The sequence below is a fragment of the Sorangium sp. So ce1335 genome, assembly GCF_051521615.1.
Classification (GTDB): Bacteria; Myxococcota_A; Polyangia; order Polyangiales; family Polyangiaceae; genus Sorangium.
The window spans coordinates 3,869,417-3,887,914 of record NZ_CP150363.1 but is presented as its reverse complement, the minus strand read 5'-3'; the positions used below and the strand labels follow the sequence as shown (position 1 = coordinate 3,887,914).

Sequence of the window (18,498 nt, the reverse complement as noted above, 5' to 3'; positions counted from 1 at the left end):
CCGACCCGTGACCGGCCGTGACGCTCACACGGCGACCGGGAACGGGTTCCGCTCGGAGAACCCGGTCTGGTGAAAGTAGGGATATGCAAGCCGCGTCTTGCTCGCGGCCTCGAGCTTCGCGACCTGCTCTGCCGTCAGATTCCACCCGACCGCCCCAAGATTCTGCCGGAGCTGCTCCTCGTTCCGGGCGCCGATGATCACGTTCGCGACGCTCGGCCGCTGCAGCAGCCAGTTGATCGCGACCTGCGGGACGGTCTTTCCCGTCTCCTTCGCCACCTCGTCGAGCGCGTCGACCACGCGGTAGAGGTACTCGTCGTCGATCGGCGGCCCGCCCTCGGCGGCCAGCTTGTTCCGGAGCCGGCTGACCTCCGGCAGCGGCTGCCCGCGCCGGATCTTCCCGGTCAGGCGCCCCCAGCCGAGCGGGCTCCATACCACCGCGCCGACCTTCTGATCGAGCGCGAGCGGCATCAGCTCCCACTCGTAGTCGCGCCCGATCAGCGAGTAGTACGCCTGATGCGCCACGTACCGAGCGAGGCCATACTTCTCCGAGATCGCCAGCGACTTCATCAGGTGCCACCCGGAGAAGTTCGAGCAGCCGAGATAGCGAATCTTCCCTGCTCGCACGAGATCATCCAGCGCGCCGAGCGTCTCCTCGATCGGCGTGAGCGCGTCAAAGCCGTGGAGCTGGAAGAGATCGATGTAATCCGTCTGGAGCCGGCGCAAGCTCCCCTCGACCGACCGCATCAGATGGTGTCGCGAGGAGCCGACGTTGTTCGGGCCCGCGCCCATCCGGAAGGTCGCCTTCGTGGAGATGATGACCTGATCCCGCCGGCCCTTGATCGCCTGGCCGAGGATCTCCTCCGCGAGCCCGTCGGAGTAGACATCGGCGGAGTCGAACATGTTCATCCCGGCCTCGAGCGAGATGTCCACGAGGCGGGTCGCCTCGGCCACGTCGCTCGCGCCCCACCCCTTGAAGAACTCGTTGCCTCCGCCGAACGTCGCCGTCCCGAGGCTCAGCACGGGAACCTTGAACCCTGAGCCGCCAAGCAACCTGAACTCCATGGATCTCCTCCGCGCTGACTGGGGGGTGACCTCTGGACGCAGGGAGAGGGATGCCGGACGTCAGGCTCTCGCTCCCTTGCCGCGGTCGGAGAAGGTAGGAACTCCAACACGATACGAAAGTCAAGCGCCTTTATCGCGGCACGCCCTCTTTACAGCGGCGCCAGAGCTCGCGGGGCGCTTCAGGGTTCGTCCGTGTCGGCAGATGTGGGGAATCAGCGGTGGTGTGGGCGCGCCCTGGGAGGCCCGGCGCAGCGGGTCGTCACGGCGCCCTGGGTGCGCCGGAGCGCCGTCAAAGGCCGATGTCGCTCCGGAACGCCCGCAGGGCCTCTGCGCTCGCCGAGCAGCGGAGGCGCTCGTCGCGGGGCATCTGCCCCAGCGTCCGCGTGTGCCCCGCCGGGATGAACATCGGCTCCCAGTGCGTGCCGCCGTCGCCCCGCCGCTCGAAGGCGATCTCGCCGAGGACGCTGCCCGTGTAGACGCGGAGCGTCCGGCCGTCGCAATAGCACACCTTCTGGACGACGTGCGCGGCGCGGGAGAGCCCCGGTGGAATGAGGGAGCATATCCTGTCTTGCAGCCGCTCCCAGAACGGCTTCACGAGCGGGCCGGGGAAGCCGTTCAGGTGCTCGATGAACAGCCCACCATGCTCCACGAAGAGCGGCACGAGCGCCACCCGGTAAGCGGCGATGGCCTTCTCTCGTACGACGGTGTCGAGGTCCGAGGAGAGGACCTCGGGCACATCGAGGCGCAGCAGGCGGAGCGGCGTCGGGCCGTCCTCCCACGCGTGGATCATGTCCTCGAGCTTGCGCTCGCTCCAGGAGACGAAATAGACCATGCCCATCGCCCCTCACCCGTCCAGCGCGTCGAGCAGATCCACGACGCTCTTCGTCTTGTCGTTCGGGTCGAGCTCGATCACGTCGATGTGCCAGTCCTCGAGCAGCGCCGGCTGGACGAGCCCGGCGCCGAAGGTCGCCCAGTAGCCGCGGCGGCTCGGCGCGCGCTTCGAGCCTGGAGAGCTGCCCTCGATGCGCATCTGATCCATGCGATACCAGATGTAACGGATGTCCACGTCGCTGAAGCTGTAGCCGAGGAACAGGAAGCTGTTGCTGAGCAGATCGGCCCGCAGGCGCTGGTCGGGCGCCGCCTCGAGCCGGAGGCGGCTGAAGTACTGGGCCTCCGTCAGCACGACCGTCTCGGGCCAGTCGAGATCGCCGTGGAACTTGATGACCTGGCACACGCCCCTGGCTGGACACCGCTCGAAGTGGTCGAACTTGGAGAGGGCGACGACCTGCTTGCCCGCGTCGCGCAGCGCCTCCTCGATGTGGTGCTCGAAGTTCGTCGTGTAGATCGTCGCGAAGTCGCGGCGCGCCAGCGCCCTGTGCTGGGACGAGCTCCTGCGGCGCTCGTCGACCTCGCGCGCGTGGAAGCGCGCGCGCATCTCGGCGATGAAGCTGTCGAGTCCGCCCTCGCACTCCCGGGCGAAGAAGCCGGCGAGCTGCGGGGGAAGACCGTGGAGCTCGAAGAGCGCGGGCTCGAAGCCGAGCGCCTCGCCCATCCATCCCATCAGCTCCTTCCACATCGGCAGCTGGAGCGGGGCAGAGAAGCCTGCGCCAAGAAAAGGGATGAGTCGGCCTTCCCGGTACGCCTGCCGGAGCGGGCGCGCCGCTTGCTCGATCGTCAGCACAGCCATCGTCGGCGAGCGATGGTATCTGCCCGTCGACCTCGCGCAACCGGCGCCGGCCCGGCCGGGGGCCTCCCGGCGCTGCCGGGGCCGCTCGACCAGGGCGGCGACCCGCATGCGCGCAGCGCGTCGTCCCGCTATGGGCGGGAGAGCTCGGCCCTGCCGAGGGTGGCCAGGCTGGCGATCGCCTCGATGAGCGCGGCGGGCTCGACCGGCTTGGTGATGTGTACCTGGTACCCCCCGGAGAGCGTCTGCTCGCGCGCGCTCTGGCCGGCATGGGCGGTCAGCGCGACTGCGGGCGTCTTGCCGCCACGCTCGGCGGGCAGCGCGCGGATGCGGCGGATCAGGGCGTGACCGTCCTCGCCGGGCAGGCCGATGTCGCTCACGATGACGTCCGGCCGCCACGGCTCGACCAGCTCGAAGCCCTCCCGCGCGGCCCCGGCCACGCGGACCTCGGCGCCCGCCCCGGCGAGCAGGCGCATCATCAGCTCCCGCATGTCGGGCTCGTCGTCGATCACGACGACGCGCACGCCGTCCAGCGCCCGCGTCGAGGCCGCCGCGCCGCCCCGCCTCGGGGCGTCGAGACCCGGCGCAGGGGGCTGCTCGACCGCCGGCATGAGGGGCAGCTCGACCGTGAACGTCGCGCCCCTCCCCGGCCCGTCGCTCTCGCCGCGGACCGTGCCGCCGTGCAGCTCGACGAGGTGCCGCACGATGGAGAGCCCGAGCCCGAGCCCGCCGCGCTCGCGCTGGATCGAGCCGTCGGCCTGGCGAAACCGCTCGAACACGAGCGGCAGAAACTCCGCGCGGATCCCCTCCCCCGTGTCGCTGACGCGGATCTGCGCCATGCCGCCGACCTCCTCCAGCGAGACGGTGACGCGCCCGCCGGAGGGCGTGAACTTGATGGCGTTGCTCAGCAGGTTCCAGACGACCTGCTGCAGGCGGCCGCCGTCGCCCCAGACCCTCCCGATCGACGGGCTCGACGACATCGAGACGCTGACGCCCTTCGCCCTGGCGGCCAGCGTCAGCGTATCGAGCGCCGCGCCGAGGACGGCTTCCAGGCAGACCGGACGCGCCTTCAACGTCATCTTGCCGGTGACGATGGCGGAGACGTCGAGCAGATCCTCGATGATCTGCAGCTCGGCCCAGCCGTTGCGCTCGATCGACTCGCAGCCGCGCCGCAGGGTGGCCGCGTCCACCATGCCGCTCCGCAGGAGCTGCGCCCAGCCGACGATGGAGGTGAGCGGCGTGCGCAGCTCGTGGCTGAGCGTGGCGAGGAACTCGTCCTTCAGGCGGTCAGCGGCCTCCGCCTTCTCGCGCGCGGCCTGCTCGCGGGCGAGGAGCGCCTCCCGCTCCTCCTCCGCGCGCTTGCGCTCCGTGATGTCGGTCGATATCCCGCAGACGGCGTAGGGATGCCCGGCGGCGTCGTACAACGGGCATTTGACCGAGATGTACGTGTGGAGGCCGTCGTCCTGCATCACGTGCTCCTCGGCCTGCCGCGGCGCCCCGTCCTCCAGCACCCGCCGATCGAGCGCGCGGAACGCGTCGGCCTGCGCGCGGGGGAACACGTCGTGATCGGTCCGGCCGAGGATCGACGCCTCGGTCACGTGGAAGAGCCCCTCGTAATGGCGGTTGATCAGCAGATACCGCCCCTCCGCGTCCTTCACGTAGACGACGGCGGCCGAGTTGTCGATGACGGCCCGGAGGAGCTCCTGGCTCTCGCGCAAGGCCACGAGGGCCCGCTTGCGCTCGGCGACCTCCTCCTGGAGCGCGGCGTTCGCGGCGGCGAGCTCGGTCGTGCGCTCCGCGACCCGCTGCTCCAGGGCGCCGTGGGCGAGCCGCAGCGCGGACTCGAACTGCTCGCGCGCCGCGATCTCGCGCTGAAGCTGCGCGTTTTGCGCCTCGATCTTCCTGCGCATCGCGTGCATCGTGAGGTGCGTCTTGACGCGCGCGACGACCTCGTCGAGCTGGAACGGCTTGGTGACGTAGTCGACGCCCCCGGCCTCGAACCCGGCGACCTTGTCGGCGGTCTCCGCCAGGGCGGTCATGAAGATCACGGGGATCTCCCGGGTGCTCGCGCGGGATTTCAGGCGCCGGCACGTCTCCAGGCCGTCCATCCCCGGCATCAGCACGATGTCGAGCAGGATCAGATCCGGCTGCAGGAGCTCGGCCCGCTCGATGGCCTCCTCGCCGTCCTGCGCGATCGCGATCTCGAACCCCTGGTCTTCCAGGTGAGCGATGGCCACCGCCAGGTTGGCTGGGACGTCATCGACCATCAGGATGGTGTCCGTTCGAGCACCCGTCGATCCGGTCATGCCCATGGGCTCGGCCCGCCATTCACTGCAGACTCCGCGTCCGCGCGCTGTCGACTGTGCTGTGTGCATCCCCTCCCCGCCCGCGCTCCTCGGCCCCGCGCGGAGCGGCGAGCGCGTCGCGCATCGGCCCCTCCGCTCCGCCGTGACCCGCTTCCCTCACGCTCGCTCGCTGCTCCGGGCCGCGTCGAACCCGAGCCCGATCGCGACTTTACCAGCACCCGTCGGTGCTCCGCCACGCCGTTCGCGGCCGGCGCTCGTTCCCTCGCTCTCGCCGCGCGGCGCCCGGAGAGCACGCCCGAGGCGTTCCCGGAGCGGCAGGGACCGCGGAGTCCGCTCGGCAGCGCCTGGGCGACGGGCGCCCAGCATGGGCGCAGGCGCCTCGCGCAGGCGACGCCGCGCAGGCGACGACAGCGACGCCGCGATCCGGATCGGCGGTGCGCTCTTGCGCTCGTCTGCGACTCGCCACGTCCGCCTGCATTCGCCACGTTCGGTCGCGCGCGACGGCGTTCGGGTGAGGCCGTGTCGATCGACCATCGCGCATCGAGGAGCGTGGGAGTCGCTGCGCGCATCTCGAGTCCACACCTCCAGGAGAGACACGCGTCAGGCTCGCTCGATGGCTCCGCGCGGGGATGCGGTAAGGTCGAGGGCCCGGGACGCGAGGACCAGCCCGCCTGGCGCCGCGTTCGACAGCAGACGGGGCGATTGCCGTAGGGAGAGAAAAAAAATGAAGAAGAGCAGATCTGCCGTGGCGATGTGGGCGGCGTCGTGCCTCGTGATCGGCGCGTGCACGTCGATCGTGGGGGTGGACAAGCCGTACCACCTGGATGGGGACGGAGGCGCCGGCGGGGACGCGAGCGGCGGCGGCGGGAGCGGCGGCGGCGGCGCCGGTGACGACGCGTGTACACCGGACGAGGTGCGGTGCCGCGAGAACAGGCCGCAGACGTGCGATGAGACGGGCCACTGGCAGGACGAGGACGAGTGCCCCTCGGCGGCGCCCCTGTGTCAGGACGGGCTCTGCACCAGCCCGCGGAGCTGCGAGGAGCTGGATGCGATCTGCGGACCGCGCGGGGACGAGAGCTGCTGCGCGAGCCTCGTGGTGCCCGGAGGCACGTTCGATCGGGGCGCCGCCGAGCCGCGCCTCGCGACGGTGAGCGACTTCCGGCTGGATCGATTCGAGGTCACGGTGGGGCGGTTCCGGAAGTTCGTCTCGGAGTACCCGGCGGCCTGGCCGGCCGTGGGGGCGGGGGCGCACCCGAAGATACCCGGCAGCGGGTGGCGCGCCGCGTGGGATGCGAACATGCCAGAGGACCGGCCAGCGCTGCTGGCGTCGCTGCACTGCGAGGATCCCTATCACTCATGGACAGACGAGGTGGGCGACTACGAGCTCCTGCCAGTGACCTGCGTGAGCTGGTACGTTGCGTTCGCGTTCTGCGCGTGGGACGGCGGCCGATTGCCCACCGTGGCGGAGCGGCATTACGCGGCGGCCGGCGGGGACGAGCAGCGGCAATATCCATGGTCAGGCCCGAACAGCGCTCCGGAGCCCGACGAGAGCTACGCGGTGTTCGGTTGTGGCCTCGATGGGTCGTGCGAGATCGAAGACCTCCAGCCGGGGGGGTCGCGATCGCCGAGGGGAGACGGGCGATGGGGGCACGCGGACCTGGGAGGGAACGTGTGGGAGTGGGTGCTGGATTCGTACGCAGAGGACTACCCTCTCGAGTGCGATGACTGCACTGTCATCACCCCGGACGCGAACCACATGATCTGGGGCGGGGGCTGGCGGAGCGAGAAGGCGACCTTGCTCACCGCCGCCTTCGAGGAGCGCTCCCCGACAGGGGAATACGCTGGCGCCGGGCTGCGGTGCGCGAGAGCGCGGTGATGGGGCGTCGAGGCCCGCGCGTGCCGCCGGGGACGGCGGCACGCGCGGGCCTCCGCCGATCCTGGATCCTTGACGCGACCGCCGTCGCGCGCGACCCTCCCGCCGTGTCGGCCACGCTCGCGGACGGAACGGTCTTTGCGCACCGCTATCGCGTCGTGCGCCTCCTCGCCCTCGGCGCGATGGGGTCCGTGTACGAGGTGGTGCACATCGAGACGAACCGCCGGCGTGCGCTCAAGGTGATGCACGCGTACCTCTTCCAGAGCGAGGAGATGCGCAGCCGCTTCAAGCGCGAGGCGCAGATCACGGCGGACATCGAGAGCGAGTACATCGTCGACGTCTTCGACGCCGGCATCGACGAGGCGACAGGGATGCCGTTCCTCGTCATGGAGCTGCTGCGCGGCGAGGAGCTCGGCAAGCGCCTCAAGCGCCTCGGCAGGCTGCCGCCCGGCGAGGTCGCGACGATCGTGCAGCAGACGGCGTCGGCCCTCGACCGGACCCACGCGGCGTCGATCGTCCACCGGGACCTGAAGCCCGAGAACCTGTTCGTGACCCAGCGGGACGACGGGACGCCCCGCATGAAGATCCTCGATTTCGGCGTGGCGAAGCTGCTCGCCGAGGGCGGGACCGCGGCCGGCGTGACGCGGAGCCTCGGGACGCCCATCTACATGGCGCCCGAGCAGTTCCGCGTGGACTCGAAGCTCACGAGCGCCGTGGACATCTATGCGCTCGGGATGATGGCGTACACGCTGCTCGTCGGGACGCCGTACTGGAGCCCGGAGGCGATCGGCGCGGGCGACGTGATCGCGTTCGCGCTCGTGGTCGTCCACGGGCCGCAGGAGGCCCCGGTGAAGCGGGCGATGGCGCATCGCGTGGTGCTGCCGCCGAGCTTCGACGCGTGGTTCGCCCGGGCGACGGCCGTCGATCCGGCGGCGCGCTTCCGCTCCGCGAGCGAGGCGGCGCAGGCGCTCTCCGAGGTGCTCGGCGTCGCCGCGGCGAGCAGCGGGCCGGTGGCCCACGCGAGCGCGGCGCCGCCCTGGTCGGTCGGCAGCTCGCCCGCGCCGGTGCTCGCGACGCCGATGCCGGCGACGACAAGGACGTCGGCGCCCGCGATCGGGGCGCCCGGGACATCGGCGCCCGCGCTCGGGGCGCCCGGGATGACGGCGCCCGCGATGATGGCGCCCGCGGGCGCGGCGCAGGCGACGACGGCGCCCGCGATGGCGGGCGTGGCGCCGATGGGCCCTCCGGATCACCCGACCCGCGCCGCGGGCGCGCCGCTGGCGGCGACCATGATGGAGACGTCGGTGACCTCGGTGACCGGCGGGCCGCTCGTGCCGGTGAGGCCGAGCCGGACGCCGGTGGTCGCCGCGGCGGTCGTCCTGGGGGTCGGGGTGCTCGGCGTGGGGAGCTGGCTCGTGCTGCGCGCCGGGGCCGAGCCCGGGGCGGTCGTGACGGCATCGCCGGACGACGCGGCGCCGGACGCCGGCGCGGCGAGCGCCGCGGTGACCCCCGCGTCGAGCGCGCCGCCGCCGCTGCCGGCGCAGCCATCGACGCCAGCACCCGACCCGGCGCCGTCGTCCGCCGCGTCCGCCGCGGAGCCCGCCCCGCCCGCGCCCAGCGCGAGCGCCAGCGCAGGGCCGCCCGCGCGCGCGACCGCGCCCCCGCGGACCGCGCCGAAGTCGACCCCGGCCGAACGACGGCCCCCCCCGCCTCGCCCCAAGGTCCCCTTGCTCGGGCGGGATTGAGATCCATTTCCGCCGCGATGCCGGCCCGATCCTCGATCACGCCGGTTGACCCTTCGCCCTGTGGATACGCCAGAACATGACACGTCGCCTGCGCCGGATCGCTCCTCTTGCCCTCCTCGTCCTTTGCCCGCTCGCCGCCGTGACGCCCGCCGCAGCGCAGGAGAGCGCGGCGGCGGAGGCCCTCTTCGATCGAGGGCTCGCCGACATGGAGGCGGGCAAGTACGAGACGGGTTGCCCGGCGATCGCCGAGAGCCACCGGCTCGAGCCCAAGCCGGGGGCGCTCTTCACGCTGGCGGTCTGCGAGTCGCGGTGGGGCCGCGTCGCGAGCGCGTTCACGCGCTTCGGGGATTACCTGGCCCTGCACGAGCAGATGACGCCGTCGCAGAAGAGCCTGCAGGGCGAGCGCGCGAAGGTGGCCAGGCAGGAGCGCGAGCGGCTCGCGCCGCTCGTGCCGGAGCTCTCGCTGTCGCTGCCGCCGGGCTCCCCCGCGGGGACGGTGGTGAAGCGCGACGGCCGCGTGGTGGACGGCGCCCTGCTGAACAAGGGCGAGCCGGTGGATCCGGGAGAGCACGTCGTGTCGACGCAGGCGCCGGGAGGGCCCGTCTGGGAGACGCGGATCCAGATCGCCGAGGGCGAGAAGAAGCGCGTGGAGCTCCAGGTGAACGGCGCCTCGACGGCGGCGCCGTCCGGCGGCGTCTCGGGGCGGCGGACGGCCGCCTTCGTGGCGGGCGGCGTGGGCGTGGCGGGGCTCGTGCTCGGGGGGGTGATGGGCGCGCTCACGCTCGGCAAGAAGAGCATCGTCGAGGAGCACTGCGGCAGCGGCATCGGCGTGAGCGACGAGACGGCCTGCGACCCGATGGGGATCGAGGCGTCGGAGAGCGCGAGCACCACGGGGCTCGTGAGCACGATCGGCTTCGGCGTGGGGCTGGCCGGGCTCGGAACGGCGGCGGTGCTCTTCTTGACCGAGCCGAAGCAGGGCGAGGGGGCCGCCGGCGCGACGTCAAGGCGGATCCGCGCCGGGGTGCTCGCGGCAGGGCCGGGCGGCGTGGTGATCGGCGCGCGCGGGGCGTGGTGATCGGCGCGCGCGGGGCGCGGTGAGCGGCGCGCCGGGCATCATGAGCGGCGCGCCGGGCATCGTGATCGGCGGCGCGCGCGGCCGCCGACCGCCCTCGCCGCCCCTATCCGCGGGCGCAGAGGCGCGCTAGACCCGCCGCGTGCAGCTCATCCCCGCCATCGATCTTCTCGGAGGCCAGGCCGTGCGCCTCCACCAGGGACGCTACGATCAGGTCACCGTCTACGACCAGGACCCCGCGGCGCTCGCCGCACGCCTCCGCCGCGCCTGCGATCGGCTCCACGTCGTCGATCTGGAAGGAGCCCGGGCCGGCATGCCCGTGCAGGCCGACGCGGTGCGCGCGATCATCGCGGCGTTCGCCGTGGACGGCGGCAGCGTGCAGGTGGGCGGCGGCATCCGCTCGGCCGCCGCGGCCGAGAGCTACCTCGCGCTCGGCGCCGACCGCATCGTGCTCGGGACCGCCGCGGTGAACGACCCCGCGCTCGTGCGCGACCTCGCCGGCCGCTTCCCCGGGCGCGTCGTCGTCGCCGTCGACGCGAAGGACGGGCGCGTGGCCGTGCAGGGCTGGGAGCAGGTCTCCTCCGTCACGGCGCTCGACGTCGCCCGCGCGCTCGCCGGCTCCCCGATCGCCGCGCTCCTCTACACCGACGTCTCCCGCGACGGGACGCAGGTCGGGCCCAACCTGGAGGCCACGCGCGAGCTCGCCGGCTCGTGCGGCTTCCCGGTGCTGGCCTCCGGCGGCGTCGGCTCGCTCGCTCACCTCCGAGCGCTCGCGCAGATCCCCGGCGTCAGCGGCGTGATCGTGGGCCGCGCCCTCTACGAGGGGGCGTTCACGCTCGCCGAGGCGATCGAGGCGGCGAGCGCCTGACGGCGCGTGTGCGTTTTCGTGTACGATCCGGCCGACGATGCCCGAGCGCGACGACCCCCGGCCTTCCACCCGCGAAGTCGCAGCGGAGGAGTTCCTGTTCCACCTTCACCGGGGCAGCGAGCTCCTGCAGGACAACCGGGTCCACGCCGCGAAGGCTGAGCTCGAGCGCGCCCTGTCGCTCCAGCCGAGCGATCCAAAGGGGCAGGATCTCCTCGGCATCGTCTACTTCCGGCTCGGGCTCTACCCGCGGGCGATCGCGATCTACGAGCGGCTGATCCAGGCCCACCCGGAGGCGGTCGAGCCGCGCATCAACCTCGCGCTCTCGTACCTCAAGACCGGGCAGCCGGCGCAGGCGCGGGCCGAGCTCGAGAAGGCGCTCGAGCAGAACCCGAGGCACCAGCGCGCCTGGGGTTATCTCGGGCTCGCGTTCCAGCGCATGGGCGATTACGAGCGCGCGAGCCAGGCGTTCGCGGCGGGCGGCCACGACGCGATGGCGCGCCGCCTGCTCGACATGACGGGCGGCGGCACGGGCAGGTACCCGATGGAGCCGCCGGACACCGAGGATCAGCCGCCGGTCGAGGCCAAGGCCGAGGCGCGGGCCGAGGTCCAGCGCGCCGCGGGCGAGGCGGTGCAGGCGCTCGACCGCGCCGGCGCGGGCTTCCGGCACGACTCGGATCTTCCGCGCATCCCGTCCGGGACCTGGTCGGCGATCGAGCCGGGCCGCGAGACGATGCCGACCATCCCGGCGCCGCCGTCGGTCCGGAGCCTCGGGGCGGACGGGCGCGCGGGCGCCGCGGGCCTGAACAGAGCGCCCGGGCCGAGGGGCAGCGCGGCGCCGACGGTCCCGTCGATGCCGGCGGTGCAGGCGCCGCCCGCAGGGGGCGCGCAGCCCGGCGCGCGCCGCGGCTCGATCGCGCCGGAGGAGCCCTCCCCCACGGGCCGCTTCTCGATCCGCGGCTCGGTCGCGCCGGAGGAGCCCTCCCCCACGGGCCGCTTCTCGGTCCGCGGCTCGATCGCGCCGGAGGAGCCCTCCCTCACGGGCCGCTTCTCGGTCGCCGTGCCCGCGACGAGCGAGGCGGCGCTGGCGAGCAGGAGGGTCGCCGGGCGATCGTCGTCGCTACCGCCGCCCGCTGCGGCCCCCGCGACACCGCAGCCGGCCACGGCGCCGCTCGTTGCGCAGCCGCCGGAGACGCTGCTCGGGCTCGTGCGCGAGCGGATGCTCACCTTCCCGCGCGACGTCGCGGTCGCGCGGCACGCGACCGGCGTCGTCCTCGTCCAGGCGGCCAAGGGCTTCGTGGCCCGGCTCGACGCGCTGCGCACGATGAGCGTGCACTCGGGGACCGCGACGCACGTGCTGAAGCGGCAGGCGCGCGGCCGCATCTTCGACGAGCCGCTCGGCGGGCCGAGCACGCCGTTCGTCGAGATCGGCGGGCGCTGCGAGCTCGTGCTCGGCGCGCCGGAGGGGCGGCGGCTCCACGCCGTGACGCTCGGGGAGGAGCCGATCTACCTGCGCGAGGACGTCCTCATCGGCTTCGAGCTGCCGATCGGCTACGAGAACGGCCGCCTGCCTGCCGGCGACGGCGAGGCGGTCGCGATGGTGCAGCTCCGCGGCCGCGGCCATGCGGTGCTGTCGGTGCCCGAGCGCGCGGCCGCGCTGGAGATCACCCCGTCGCGGCCGACGTCGACGCGGGCGACCTCGGTGCTCGGGTGGATGGGGCGGCTCCTGCCGCGCACGCTGCCGGCCACCGAGGCGCCCGGAGGGATGCAGGGCTTCGTGACGTTCGGTGGAGAGGGGATGGTTCTCGTCGATGGTCGCTAGCGCGGACACGTCCCTGCGGGGCATCAAGGCGCAGCGGCGGCGGACGCTCTGGGAGGACGCGAAGAACCTCCCGAACCTGCTCACGTTCGCCCGGATCATCATGATCCCGGCCGTCCTGCTGCTGCTCTCGAGGGGCGCGCCGCGGGACTGCTTCTGGGCCGCGTGCGTCTACTCGCTCGCGGCGCTCACGGACATGCTCGACGGCTACCTCGCGCGGCGGCAGGGCCTCGTGAGCGTGCTCGGCAAGTTCCTCGATCCGCTCGCCGACAAGCTCATCGTCGCCAGCACGCTGGTGTGGCTGGTCCCGATGGGCCGCATCCCGGCGTGGGCGGTGGTGCTGCTCATCTCGCGCGAGATCACGATCACGGCGCTCCGCTCGATCGCGTCGACGGAGGGGCTCGTCATCGCGGCGGGCGACGGCGGGAAGATCAAGACGGCGCTGCAGATGATCGGCATCGTGTGCCTGATCCTCGGCTACCCGTACCATATCCACCTCGGCGTCGACTTCGGCGAGGTCGACGTGGTGCACGTGGGGCGGCTGCTCATCTATCTGTCGCTCATCTTCTCGATCACGAGCGCGGCGCAGTACATGGGCCTGTTCATCGACGCGATCGACGCCAAGAACCGGGCGGCTCCTCCGCCGTAGATGGGCGATAGGCAAGCTCGCCTGGTTCTGCTAGACCAGCGCGCGTGAAAGCCCTGAAGACGTCGCGCAACGCCCTGCGCCCCGCGCTCCTCCTGGCCGCGCTCGCCGCGGCCGTCCTCGCCTCCGCCGCGAGCTGCAGCGACCAGCGCGAGGGCGAGCCCTGCGACATAGCGAACCGCAGCGAGGACTGCGCGGCCGGACTCGAGTGCACGGCGATCGGCCAGCAGCAGCAGCAATACCGCTGCTGCCGACCCGGCGTGATCACCCAGGCCTGCGATCCCTCGCTGGAGCCGACGACCGGCAACACGAGCAGCACCACCGGGACGGCGACGGGCACCGGCGGCGCGGGCGGCGGCACCGGTGGCGCGGGCGGCGGCACCGGCGGCGCGGGCGGCGGCACCGGCGGCGCGGGTGGTGGCGACGGCGGCGCGGGTGGTGGCGACGGCGGCGCGGGTGGTGGCGACGGCGGCGCCGGCGGTGGGACCGGCGGCGCCGGCGGTGGGACCGGCGGCGCCGGCGGTGGGACCGGCGGCGCCGGCGGGCGTTAAGTCTAGTCGAGCGTCCGCGCGCGCACGCGCCGCCTGAGCACGGCCGCTGCGGCGAGCGCGGCCCCCGAGAGCGCAGCCCACGGCGCGGCGGGCGCGCTCGGCGCGCCGGCCCGGCACGCGCACCCCTCCTCCCGCGGCCCCGCGGGCGGATACTTCGTCGGCCCCGGGGTCGCGCCCGACGAGCCGGTCTCCGGCTCGACCGGATCCACGGGATCCACCGGCTCGACAGGCGGCTCGACCCCGATGTCCTCGCTCTCCACGGTCAGGAGGCTGGCCGGACAGTTCCCGTGACCGATCACCATGTAGTACGTCTGCGCGGGGTCGAACGGCGGGTCGGAGGTCTCGTCGATGACGATCTCCTCGTACGTCTTCGTGATCTTCTTCACACTGTAATCGTACAGTGTGGCCTCGGGCAGGAAGCCGGTGGACGAGAAGCCCACGTGGCGGGCGGTCCTCACGTAGATGTTCCACTCGAGATCCCGACCGCCGACGGGCTGGAGCTGCGCGATGAAGCGGATGCCCTTGGCGGTCGGGTCCGGCGTGCTCTTGAAGTGGAAGAGGCTCTGGAGGCTGATCTGCCCGCGGGCCTCCTGGCACGTCGCCCCGGTGCCCAGGGCCAGCGAGTCGATGCCGAACATCTGCGTGCGGCGCGCCTTGCCGCCGCTCAGGTCGAGCACCTCACCGCAGTCGTCCAGGCCACGGCTCTTGATGATCGCGTCGACCGCGGCGGCGTCCGCCGCCGAGAGCTCGCCGGTGCTCACGAGGTCGCCGGCCGCCGTCTGGAGCGCCCGGGCGAAGTCGTCGAGCGAGGCATTGCTCGTCAGCAGCGTCATGGCGCTCCAGACCAGGCTGTCGCCCACCACCTGACCGAACTTCTCGCGCAGCGCCCACGCGAGGCTGCCGATCATCTCGCCGTCCTCGTGCACCTCGCCGAACAGATCGTCAGGGCACGTCTTCTGGTCGTCCGAGAGATCGCGCTCCATCCCGAAGAGCTCGAGCGACGCCTCGCCGACCGTCGGGTCGCCGTTCACCGAGCACGCGAAGTAGTCCGCGAGGCCCTCGTCGATGCTGCCGCCCCACGGGGAGAGGCCGTACTCGTTGATCGCGAACTGGCCCTCGTTGTAGCCGACCGCGTTGGACGAGATGTAATGAGTGAACTCGTGGAGGAACACGTCGGAGTCGTCCGAGAAGTCGAAGCGCGACCCCTGGCCGATGGCGATGAGGTTCGGCGCGCTGAAGGGCGCCCCCACGCCTTGCGGCGAGTAGAACGCGTTGTCCATCGGCCGGCCCGACTCCAGCATGTTGGCGACCGCGACGACCTTCCAGCGGGGCGACGTCATGTCGAGCTGATGCGTCGACCTGAAGTAATCGCGCATCCGGGTGAGGTGGTAATAGATGCCGACCTGCGCGAACTGGTCGTGCGCGTCGCTGGCGTCCGTGGGGGGATTGTAGAGGAAGTCGTCTCCCGAGTTCGGCTCCACGCGCTGCTCCAGGGTGAGCGGGACGCCGGACAGGAGGTCGCCGTCCACGTAGTTCGTCACCTCGAGGTTGCCGCTCCAGCCGCGCAACCTCTGCGGATCCGCGGCGTCGAGATCGGTCAGCTCGCGGTCCTCGACCTCGGGCGTGACCGCGGCGCTGATCGGGTAAACGCGCCCGCGCACGTCCACCGCGAGCGGCCGCCGGTGCACGATGCTCCCGGTGTGCGCGTCCACGAGGTAACGATCCCCGCCGCGCTCGGACCGGACGTCGACGACCCAGACGAGCTTGCCGGGCGTCTCCGCCTCGGGGAACACGGCGAGCGACGCGCTCGGCCGCTCTGCCAGCGTCATCCCGTACGTCGCCTCGACCAGCTTCCGCGCGGCATCCTCCCGGTATTTCGGCGCCGTCGGCACCGAGAGGTCCCGCGCCACGTCGAGCACGACGACCGTCACGCGGCCGTCCGGCGCGACGCGGACCGCCGCGGAGGCGCCGAGCACCGGCAGCCCCGCGTGGAACTGCTCGAACCGGACGGTGCGGTGCGCTCCGGCGAGGAGCTCCTTCTCGTAGCGCAGCGAGACGCCGTGAAGCCCGAGCTCGGCAGCGGCGTGCTTCAGATACGTCTCCGCCGCCCCGCGCGCGCCCGCCGCGCTGCGCGCGGAAGCGGAAAGGGCCGCCGCGCTGCGCGCGGAGAAGGCCGCCGCGGGCGAGCCCGGCAGCACCGTATGCCAGTCGGACGCGACGGCAGTCCTCGCGGAGACCAGGGTTGCGAGCGCGGTCAACGGAAGCAAGAGGGGCTGTCGTCGCATGGTTGTTCTCTCCGGCTGGGTTTCTGCAAGCTGCGCTCGCGTGAGGCGCGGCGAGGCCGGACCGACGAGCGCGACCAACGTATCGAGTTACGTTGGGTCTTCAAGGAGGCGCGAGGCGGCGCCCTCTCGGAAACGTGAGGATCTGTGGCCGTCGTTGGCTCCTTGCCTGACGTCTTCGGTGGACATGCGTGGTATGTCTCGGTGAGCTCCGGCGCAGGTCCTCGTGGGTCTCTCTGAAACCAACATCTCGACCGGGTTCCCCGAGACGTTCGCCCCGAGCGACGTTGTCTCCGCGCGGGCGCCGCTGCCGGGGCGGGTGCGCGTCGGCGGCCGCGTGCTCGAGGTCGAGGAGGGCGCCGTCGTGCTCGGCGACGCGCTCGGCGCGCTGCGCGTCGCGCTGGACGGCGCGGGCGCGGCGCCGCTCGAGGTCGGCGATCTCGCGGTCGTCGAGGGGGCGCCGGCCGGCGGCGCGCTCGCCTCCGCGCGCGTCGTCGAGCGGATCGCGCCGCGGAGGCCGCCGCGCGGGCGCGCGGCCGCCGCGGCGCCGCCGTCGAGCGAGACCGAGCGCGCGATCCACCGGGGGCGCGGCGCGGCGCTCGCGCGGCGCGCGGCGGCGCTCGCGGCGATCCGGGCGCTGTTCGCCGAGCGCGGGTTCCTCGAGGTCGAGACGCCGAGCATGGTCCCCTCCCCCGGGCTCGATCTGCACCTCGACGCGTTCGAGGTGCAGGCGGCGCGCCCGACATTCCTGATCACGAGCCCGGAATACCAGATGAAGCGCCTGCTCACGGGCGGCGTCCCGCGCTGCTTCCAGCTCGCGCGCTGCTTCCGGCGCGGGGAGCTCGGGGACCGGCACAACCCGGAGTTCACGATGCTCGAGTGGTATCGCGCGTTCGCGGGTGTGGACGAGGTGATGTCCGACACGGAGGCGATCGTACAGCGCGTCGCCGCCGCGCTCGGCGCGGAGGGCACGATCTCGGCGTCCGGCAGGGCGGTGAGCCTGGAGCGGCCGTTTCCGCGCATCACGGTCGGCGAGGCGTTCGCGCGCTGGGCGGGCGTGCCCGCCGACGACGCGATCGCGCTCGCGTCGAGCGACGAGGAGCGCTTCTTCCGGCTGCTCGTCGACGTGGTGGAGCCGGCGCTCGCGGCGCTGCCCCGCCCGGTGTTCCTCGTCGATTTCCCGGCGCCGTTCGCGTCGCTCGCGCGGCTCAAGCCCGGCGATCCGCGGGTGTGCGAGCGGTTCGAGCTGTACGTCGGGGGCGTCGAGCTGTGCAACGGCTTCGGCGAGCTGACCGATCCGGTGGAGCAGCGCGCGCGCCTCGTCGCCGACCAGGCGGCGCGGACGGCCCAGGGCAAGCCCGTCTACCCGATCGACGAGCGCTTCCTCGACGCGCTCGAGGAGGGGATGCCGCCCGCGGCGGGCAACGCGCTCGGGGTCGATCGCCTCGTCGCGCTGTGCCTCGGCGCGGCGTCGATCGGGGACGTGCTCGCGTTCCCGCACGGCTGGCTGTGACCTCCGCGGCGGACCCCGAGGGCGGCGCGCGGCTCTCTCCGGAGGCGCTGTCGCGGCTCGCCCGCAAGTACAGCGCGATCGCGGAGCTCCGGCGCGCGCGGTCGGCCGGCGAGCCGATCCCGGGCAAGGAGGTGTTCCGCGCGCTCGCGGGGGAGTTCCCCGGCGCGCTCAACGAGCTCGACAACCTCTCCCTCGGCGAGATCGAGCGGCGGCGCGAGGCGCTCGCGCTGGCGCTCGCCGGGGGCCCGGAGGAGCGCTGGATGGCGTGGATGCACGGCTACCACACGCTGATGCGGGCGGCGCTCTACGTGAAGATCCGCGTGGCGCGGCGGGAGGAGCTCTCGGCCCCCGAGGCGGCGGCGCTCGCGGAGAGGGCGGCGAGGCACGCCGGCGCGCCGGTCGACGCGGCGTTCGTGCTGGAGGTCATGGCGCCGCCGGACGGGCGGCTGAACCGCCTCGTCCTCGGCCGCCTGGCGGCGGCGTCCGGCGCGTCGGCCGCCGAGATCCGGGGGACGATCTTCCCGCGGCGGGCGGCGCAGGGCGGCTGAGGCGCGCCGCGCTGGCCAGGCGCGCGGCGACCGGGGCACCGTCCCCGGTGACGCGACGTGGCCATCGGCTAAGCTCCGCGCCCCATGGAACGCCTGTTCTTCCTCCTCTCGGGCGCCTACGGGTTCCTCGCTGTGGCGCTCGGCGCCTTCGGCGCTCACGGCCTCAAGGCGCGGCTGGACGCGCTGCCGGACGGCGCGCTGCGCGCGTCCTGGTGGCAGACCGGCGCCCAGTACCACCTCGCCCACGCGCTCGCGCTCGCGCTCGCCGCGCACCTCGCCGCGCGCACCGGCGGGACGGCGGCGACCGTCGCCGGCTTCTGCTTCGCGGGCGGCGTGCTCCTCTTCTCCGGCAGCCTCTACGTGATGACCCTGACCGGCCTCCGCTCCCTCGGCGGGATCACGCCGCTCGGCGGGCTCTTGCTGCTCGTGGGCTGGGCCTCGGTGGTCGTGGCGGCGCTCGGCATCGCGAAGGGCTGACGGGCCCCGGAGGAGGTCTCCGGCCCGATCGCGCGGGGCCGACGGTCGGTCGCCC

Annotated in this window: 15 protein-coding genes; 10 read left to right on the top strand and 5 right to left on the bottom strand. The window is 73.1% G+C overall.

The window, feature by feature from the left end; all coding sequences use genetic code 11:
* Positions 1 to 24: 24 nt before the first annotated feature.
* The 4 genes from WMF24_RS14445 to WMF24_RS14430 form a co-directional block, all read right to left on the bottom strand.
* Positions 25 to 1,062 (bottom strand): aldo/keto reductase, encoded by a 1,038-nt coding sequence (locus WMF24_RS14445; protein WP_437736976.1) that lies wholly within the window; start codon positions 1,060 to 1,062, stop codon positions 25 to 27.
* Positions 1,063 to 1,351: 289 nt separating this feature from the next.
* Entirely contained in the window at positions 1,352 to 1,900 is a 549-nt protein-coding gene (locus WMF24_RS14440; RefSeq protein WP_437736975.1) for a non-canonical purine NTP pyrophosphatase, read from the bottom strand.
* Between the two features lie 6 nt (positions 1,901 to 1,906).
* On the bottom strand, positions 1,907 to 2,749 hold the full coding sequence (locus tag WMF24_RS14435) for an SIR2 family NAD-dependent protein deacylase (RefSeq protein ID WP_437736974.1): 843 nt from the start codon (positions 2,747 to 2,749) through the stop codon (positions 1,907 to 1,909).
* Between the two features lie 128 nt (positions 2,750 to 2,877).
* Complete coding sequence (locus WMF24_RS14430; protein WP_437736973.1) at positions 2,878 to 5,013, bottom strand: response regulator; 2,136 nt, start codon at positions 5,011 to 5,013, stop codon at positions 2,878 to 2,880.
* 763 nt (positions 5,014 to 5,776) lie between these two features.
* On the opposite strand from WMF24_RS14430, the gene WMF24_RS14425 reads away from it, so the two are divergent.
* The 7 genes from WMF24_RS14425 (at position 5,777) to WMF24_RS14395 (ending at position 13,623) form a co-directional block, all read left to right on the top strand.
* Positions 5,777 to 6,928: a formylglycine-generating enzyme family protein gene (locus WMF24_RS14425; protein ID WP_437736972.1), complete on the top strand. Its 1,152-nt coding sequence runs from the start codon at positions 5,777 to 5,779 to the stop codon at positions 6,926 to 6,928.
* A 104-nt stretch (positions 6,929 to 7,032) separates the two neighbouring features.
* The gene (locus WMF24_RS14420; protein ID WP_437736971.1) at positions 7,033 to 8,670 is read left to right on the top strand and encodes a protein kinase domain-containing protein; all 1,638 of its coding nucleotides are present in this window, start codon (positions 7,033 to 7,035) and stop codon (positions 8,668 to 8,670) included.
* Between the two features lie 76 nt (positions 8,671 to 8,746).
* Positions 8,747 to 9,745: a hypothetical protein gene (locus WMF24_RS14415; RefSeq protein ID WP_437736970.1), complete on the top strand. Its 999-nt coding sequence runs from the start codon at positions 8,747 to 8,749 to the stop codon at positions 9,743 to 9,745.
* Between the two features lie 139 nt (positions 9,746 to 9,884).
* Positions 9,885 to 10,610, top strand: a complete 726-nt coding sequence (hisA, locus tag WMF24_RS14410) for a 1-(5-phosphoribosyl)-5-[(5-phosphoribosylamino)methylideneamino]imidazole-4-carboxamide isomerase (RefSeq protein ID WP_437736969.1) — start codon at positions 9,885 to 9,887, stop codon at positions 10,608 to 10,610.
* A gap of 37 nt (positions 10,611 to 10,647) precedes the next feature.
* Positions 10,648 to 12,429 carry a tetratricopeptide repeat protein gene (locus WMF24_RS14405; protein ID WP_437736968.1) on the top strand — a complete coding sequence of 594 codons (1,782 nt, stop codon included), beginning with the start codon at positions 10,648 to 10,650 and terminating at the stop codon, positions 12,427 to 12,429.
* A complete protein-coding gene (pgsA, locus tag WMF24_RS14400) occupies positions 12,419 to 13,075 on the top strand; it encodes a CDP-diacylglycerol--glycerol-3-phosphate 3-phosphatidyltransferase (RefSeq protein ID WP_437736967.1) in 657 nt (218 codons plus the stop codon). The genes WMF24_RS14405 and pgsA overlap by 11 nt, the downstream gene beginning before the upstream one ends.
* Positions 13,076 to 13,119: 44 nt before the next feature.
* Positions 13,120 to 13,623 carry a hypothetical protein gene (locus tag WMF24_RS14395; protein WP_437736966.1) on the top strand — a complete coding sequence of 168 codons (504 nt, stop codon included), beginning with the start codon at positions 13,120 to 13,122 and terminating at the stop codon, positions 13,621 to 13,623.
* A 2-nt stretch (positions 13,624 to 13,625) separates the two neighbouring features.
* Here the strand turns inward: WMF24_RS14395 and WMF24_RS14390 are convergent, their stop codons facing one another.
* Complete coding sequence (locus WMF24_RS14390) at positions 13,626 to 15,908, bottom strand: MYXO-CTERM sorting domain-containing protein (protein WP_437736965.1); 2,283 nt, start codon at positions 15,906 to 15,908, stop codon at positions 13,626 to 13,628.
* Positions 15,909 to 16,131: 223 nt separating this feature from the next.
* Here WMF24_RS14390 and epmA point away from each other — a divergent pair, with 223 nt between their 5' ends.
* From epmA to WMF24_RS14375, 3 genes are all read left to right on the top strand, one after another.
* Complete coding sequence (epmA, locus tag WMF24_RS14385; RefSeq protein ID WP_437736964.1) at positions 16,132 to 17,418, top strand: EF-P lysine aminoacylase EpmA; 1,287 nt, start codon at positions 16,132 to 16,134, stop codon at positions 17,416 to 17,418.
* Positions 17,415 to 17,966, top strand: coding sequence for a hypothetical protein (locus WMF24_RS14380; protein ID WP_437736963.1), 552 nt, complete (start codon positions 17,415 to 17,417; stop codon positions 17,964 to 17,966). The genes epmA and WMF24_RS14380 overlap by 4 nt, the downstream gene beginning before the upstream one ends.
* 84 nt (positions 17,967 to 18,050) lie before the next feature.
* Positions 18,051 to 18,443 (top strand): DUF423 domain-containing protein, encoded by a 393-nt coding sequence (locus WMF24_RS14375; RefSeq protein ID WP_437736962.1) that lies wholly within the window; start codon positions 18,051 to 18,053, stop codon positions 18,441 to 18,443.
* Positions 18,444 to 18,498 lie beyond the last annotated feature (55 nt).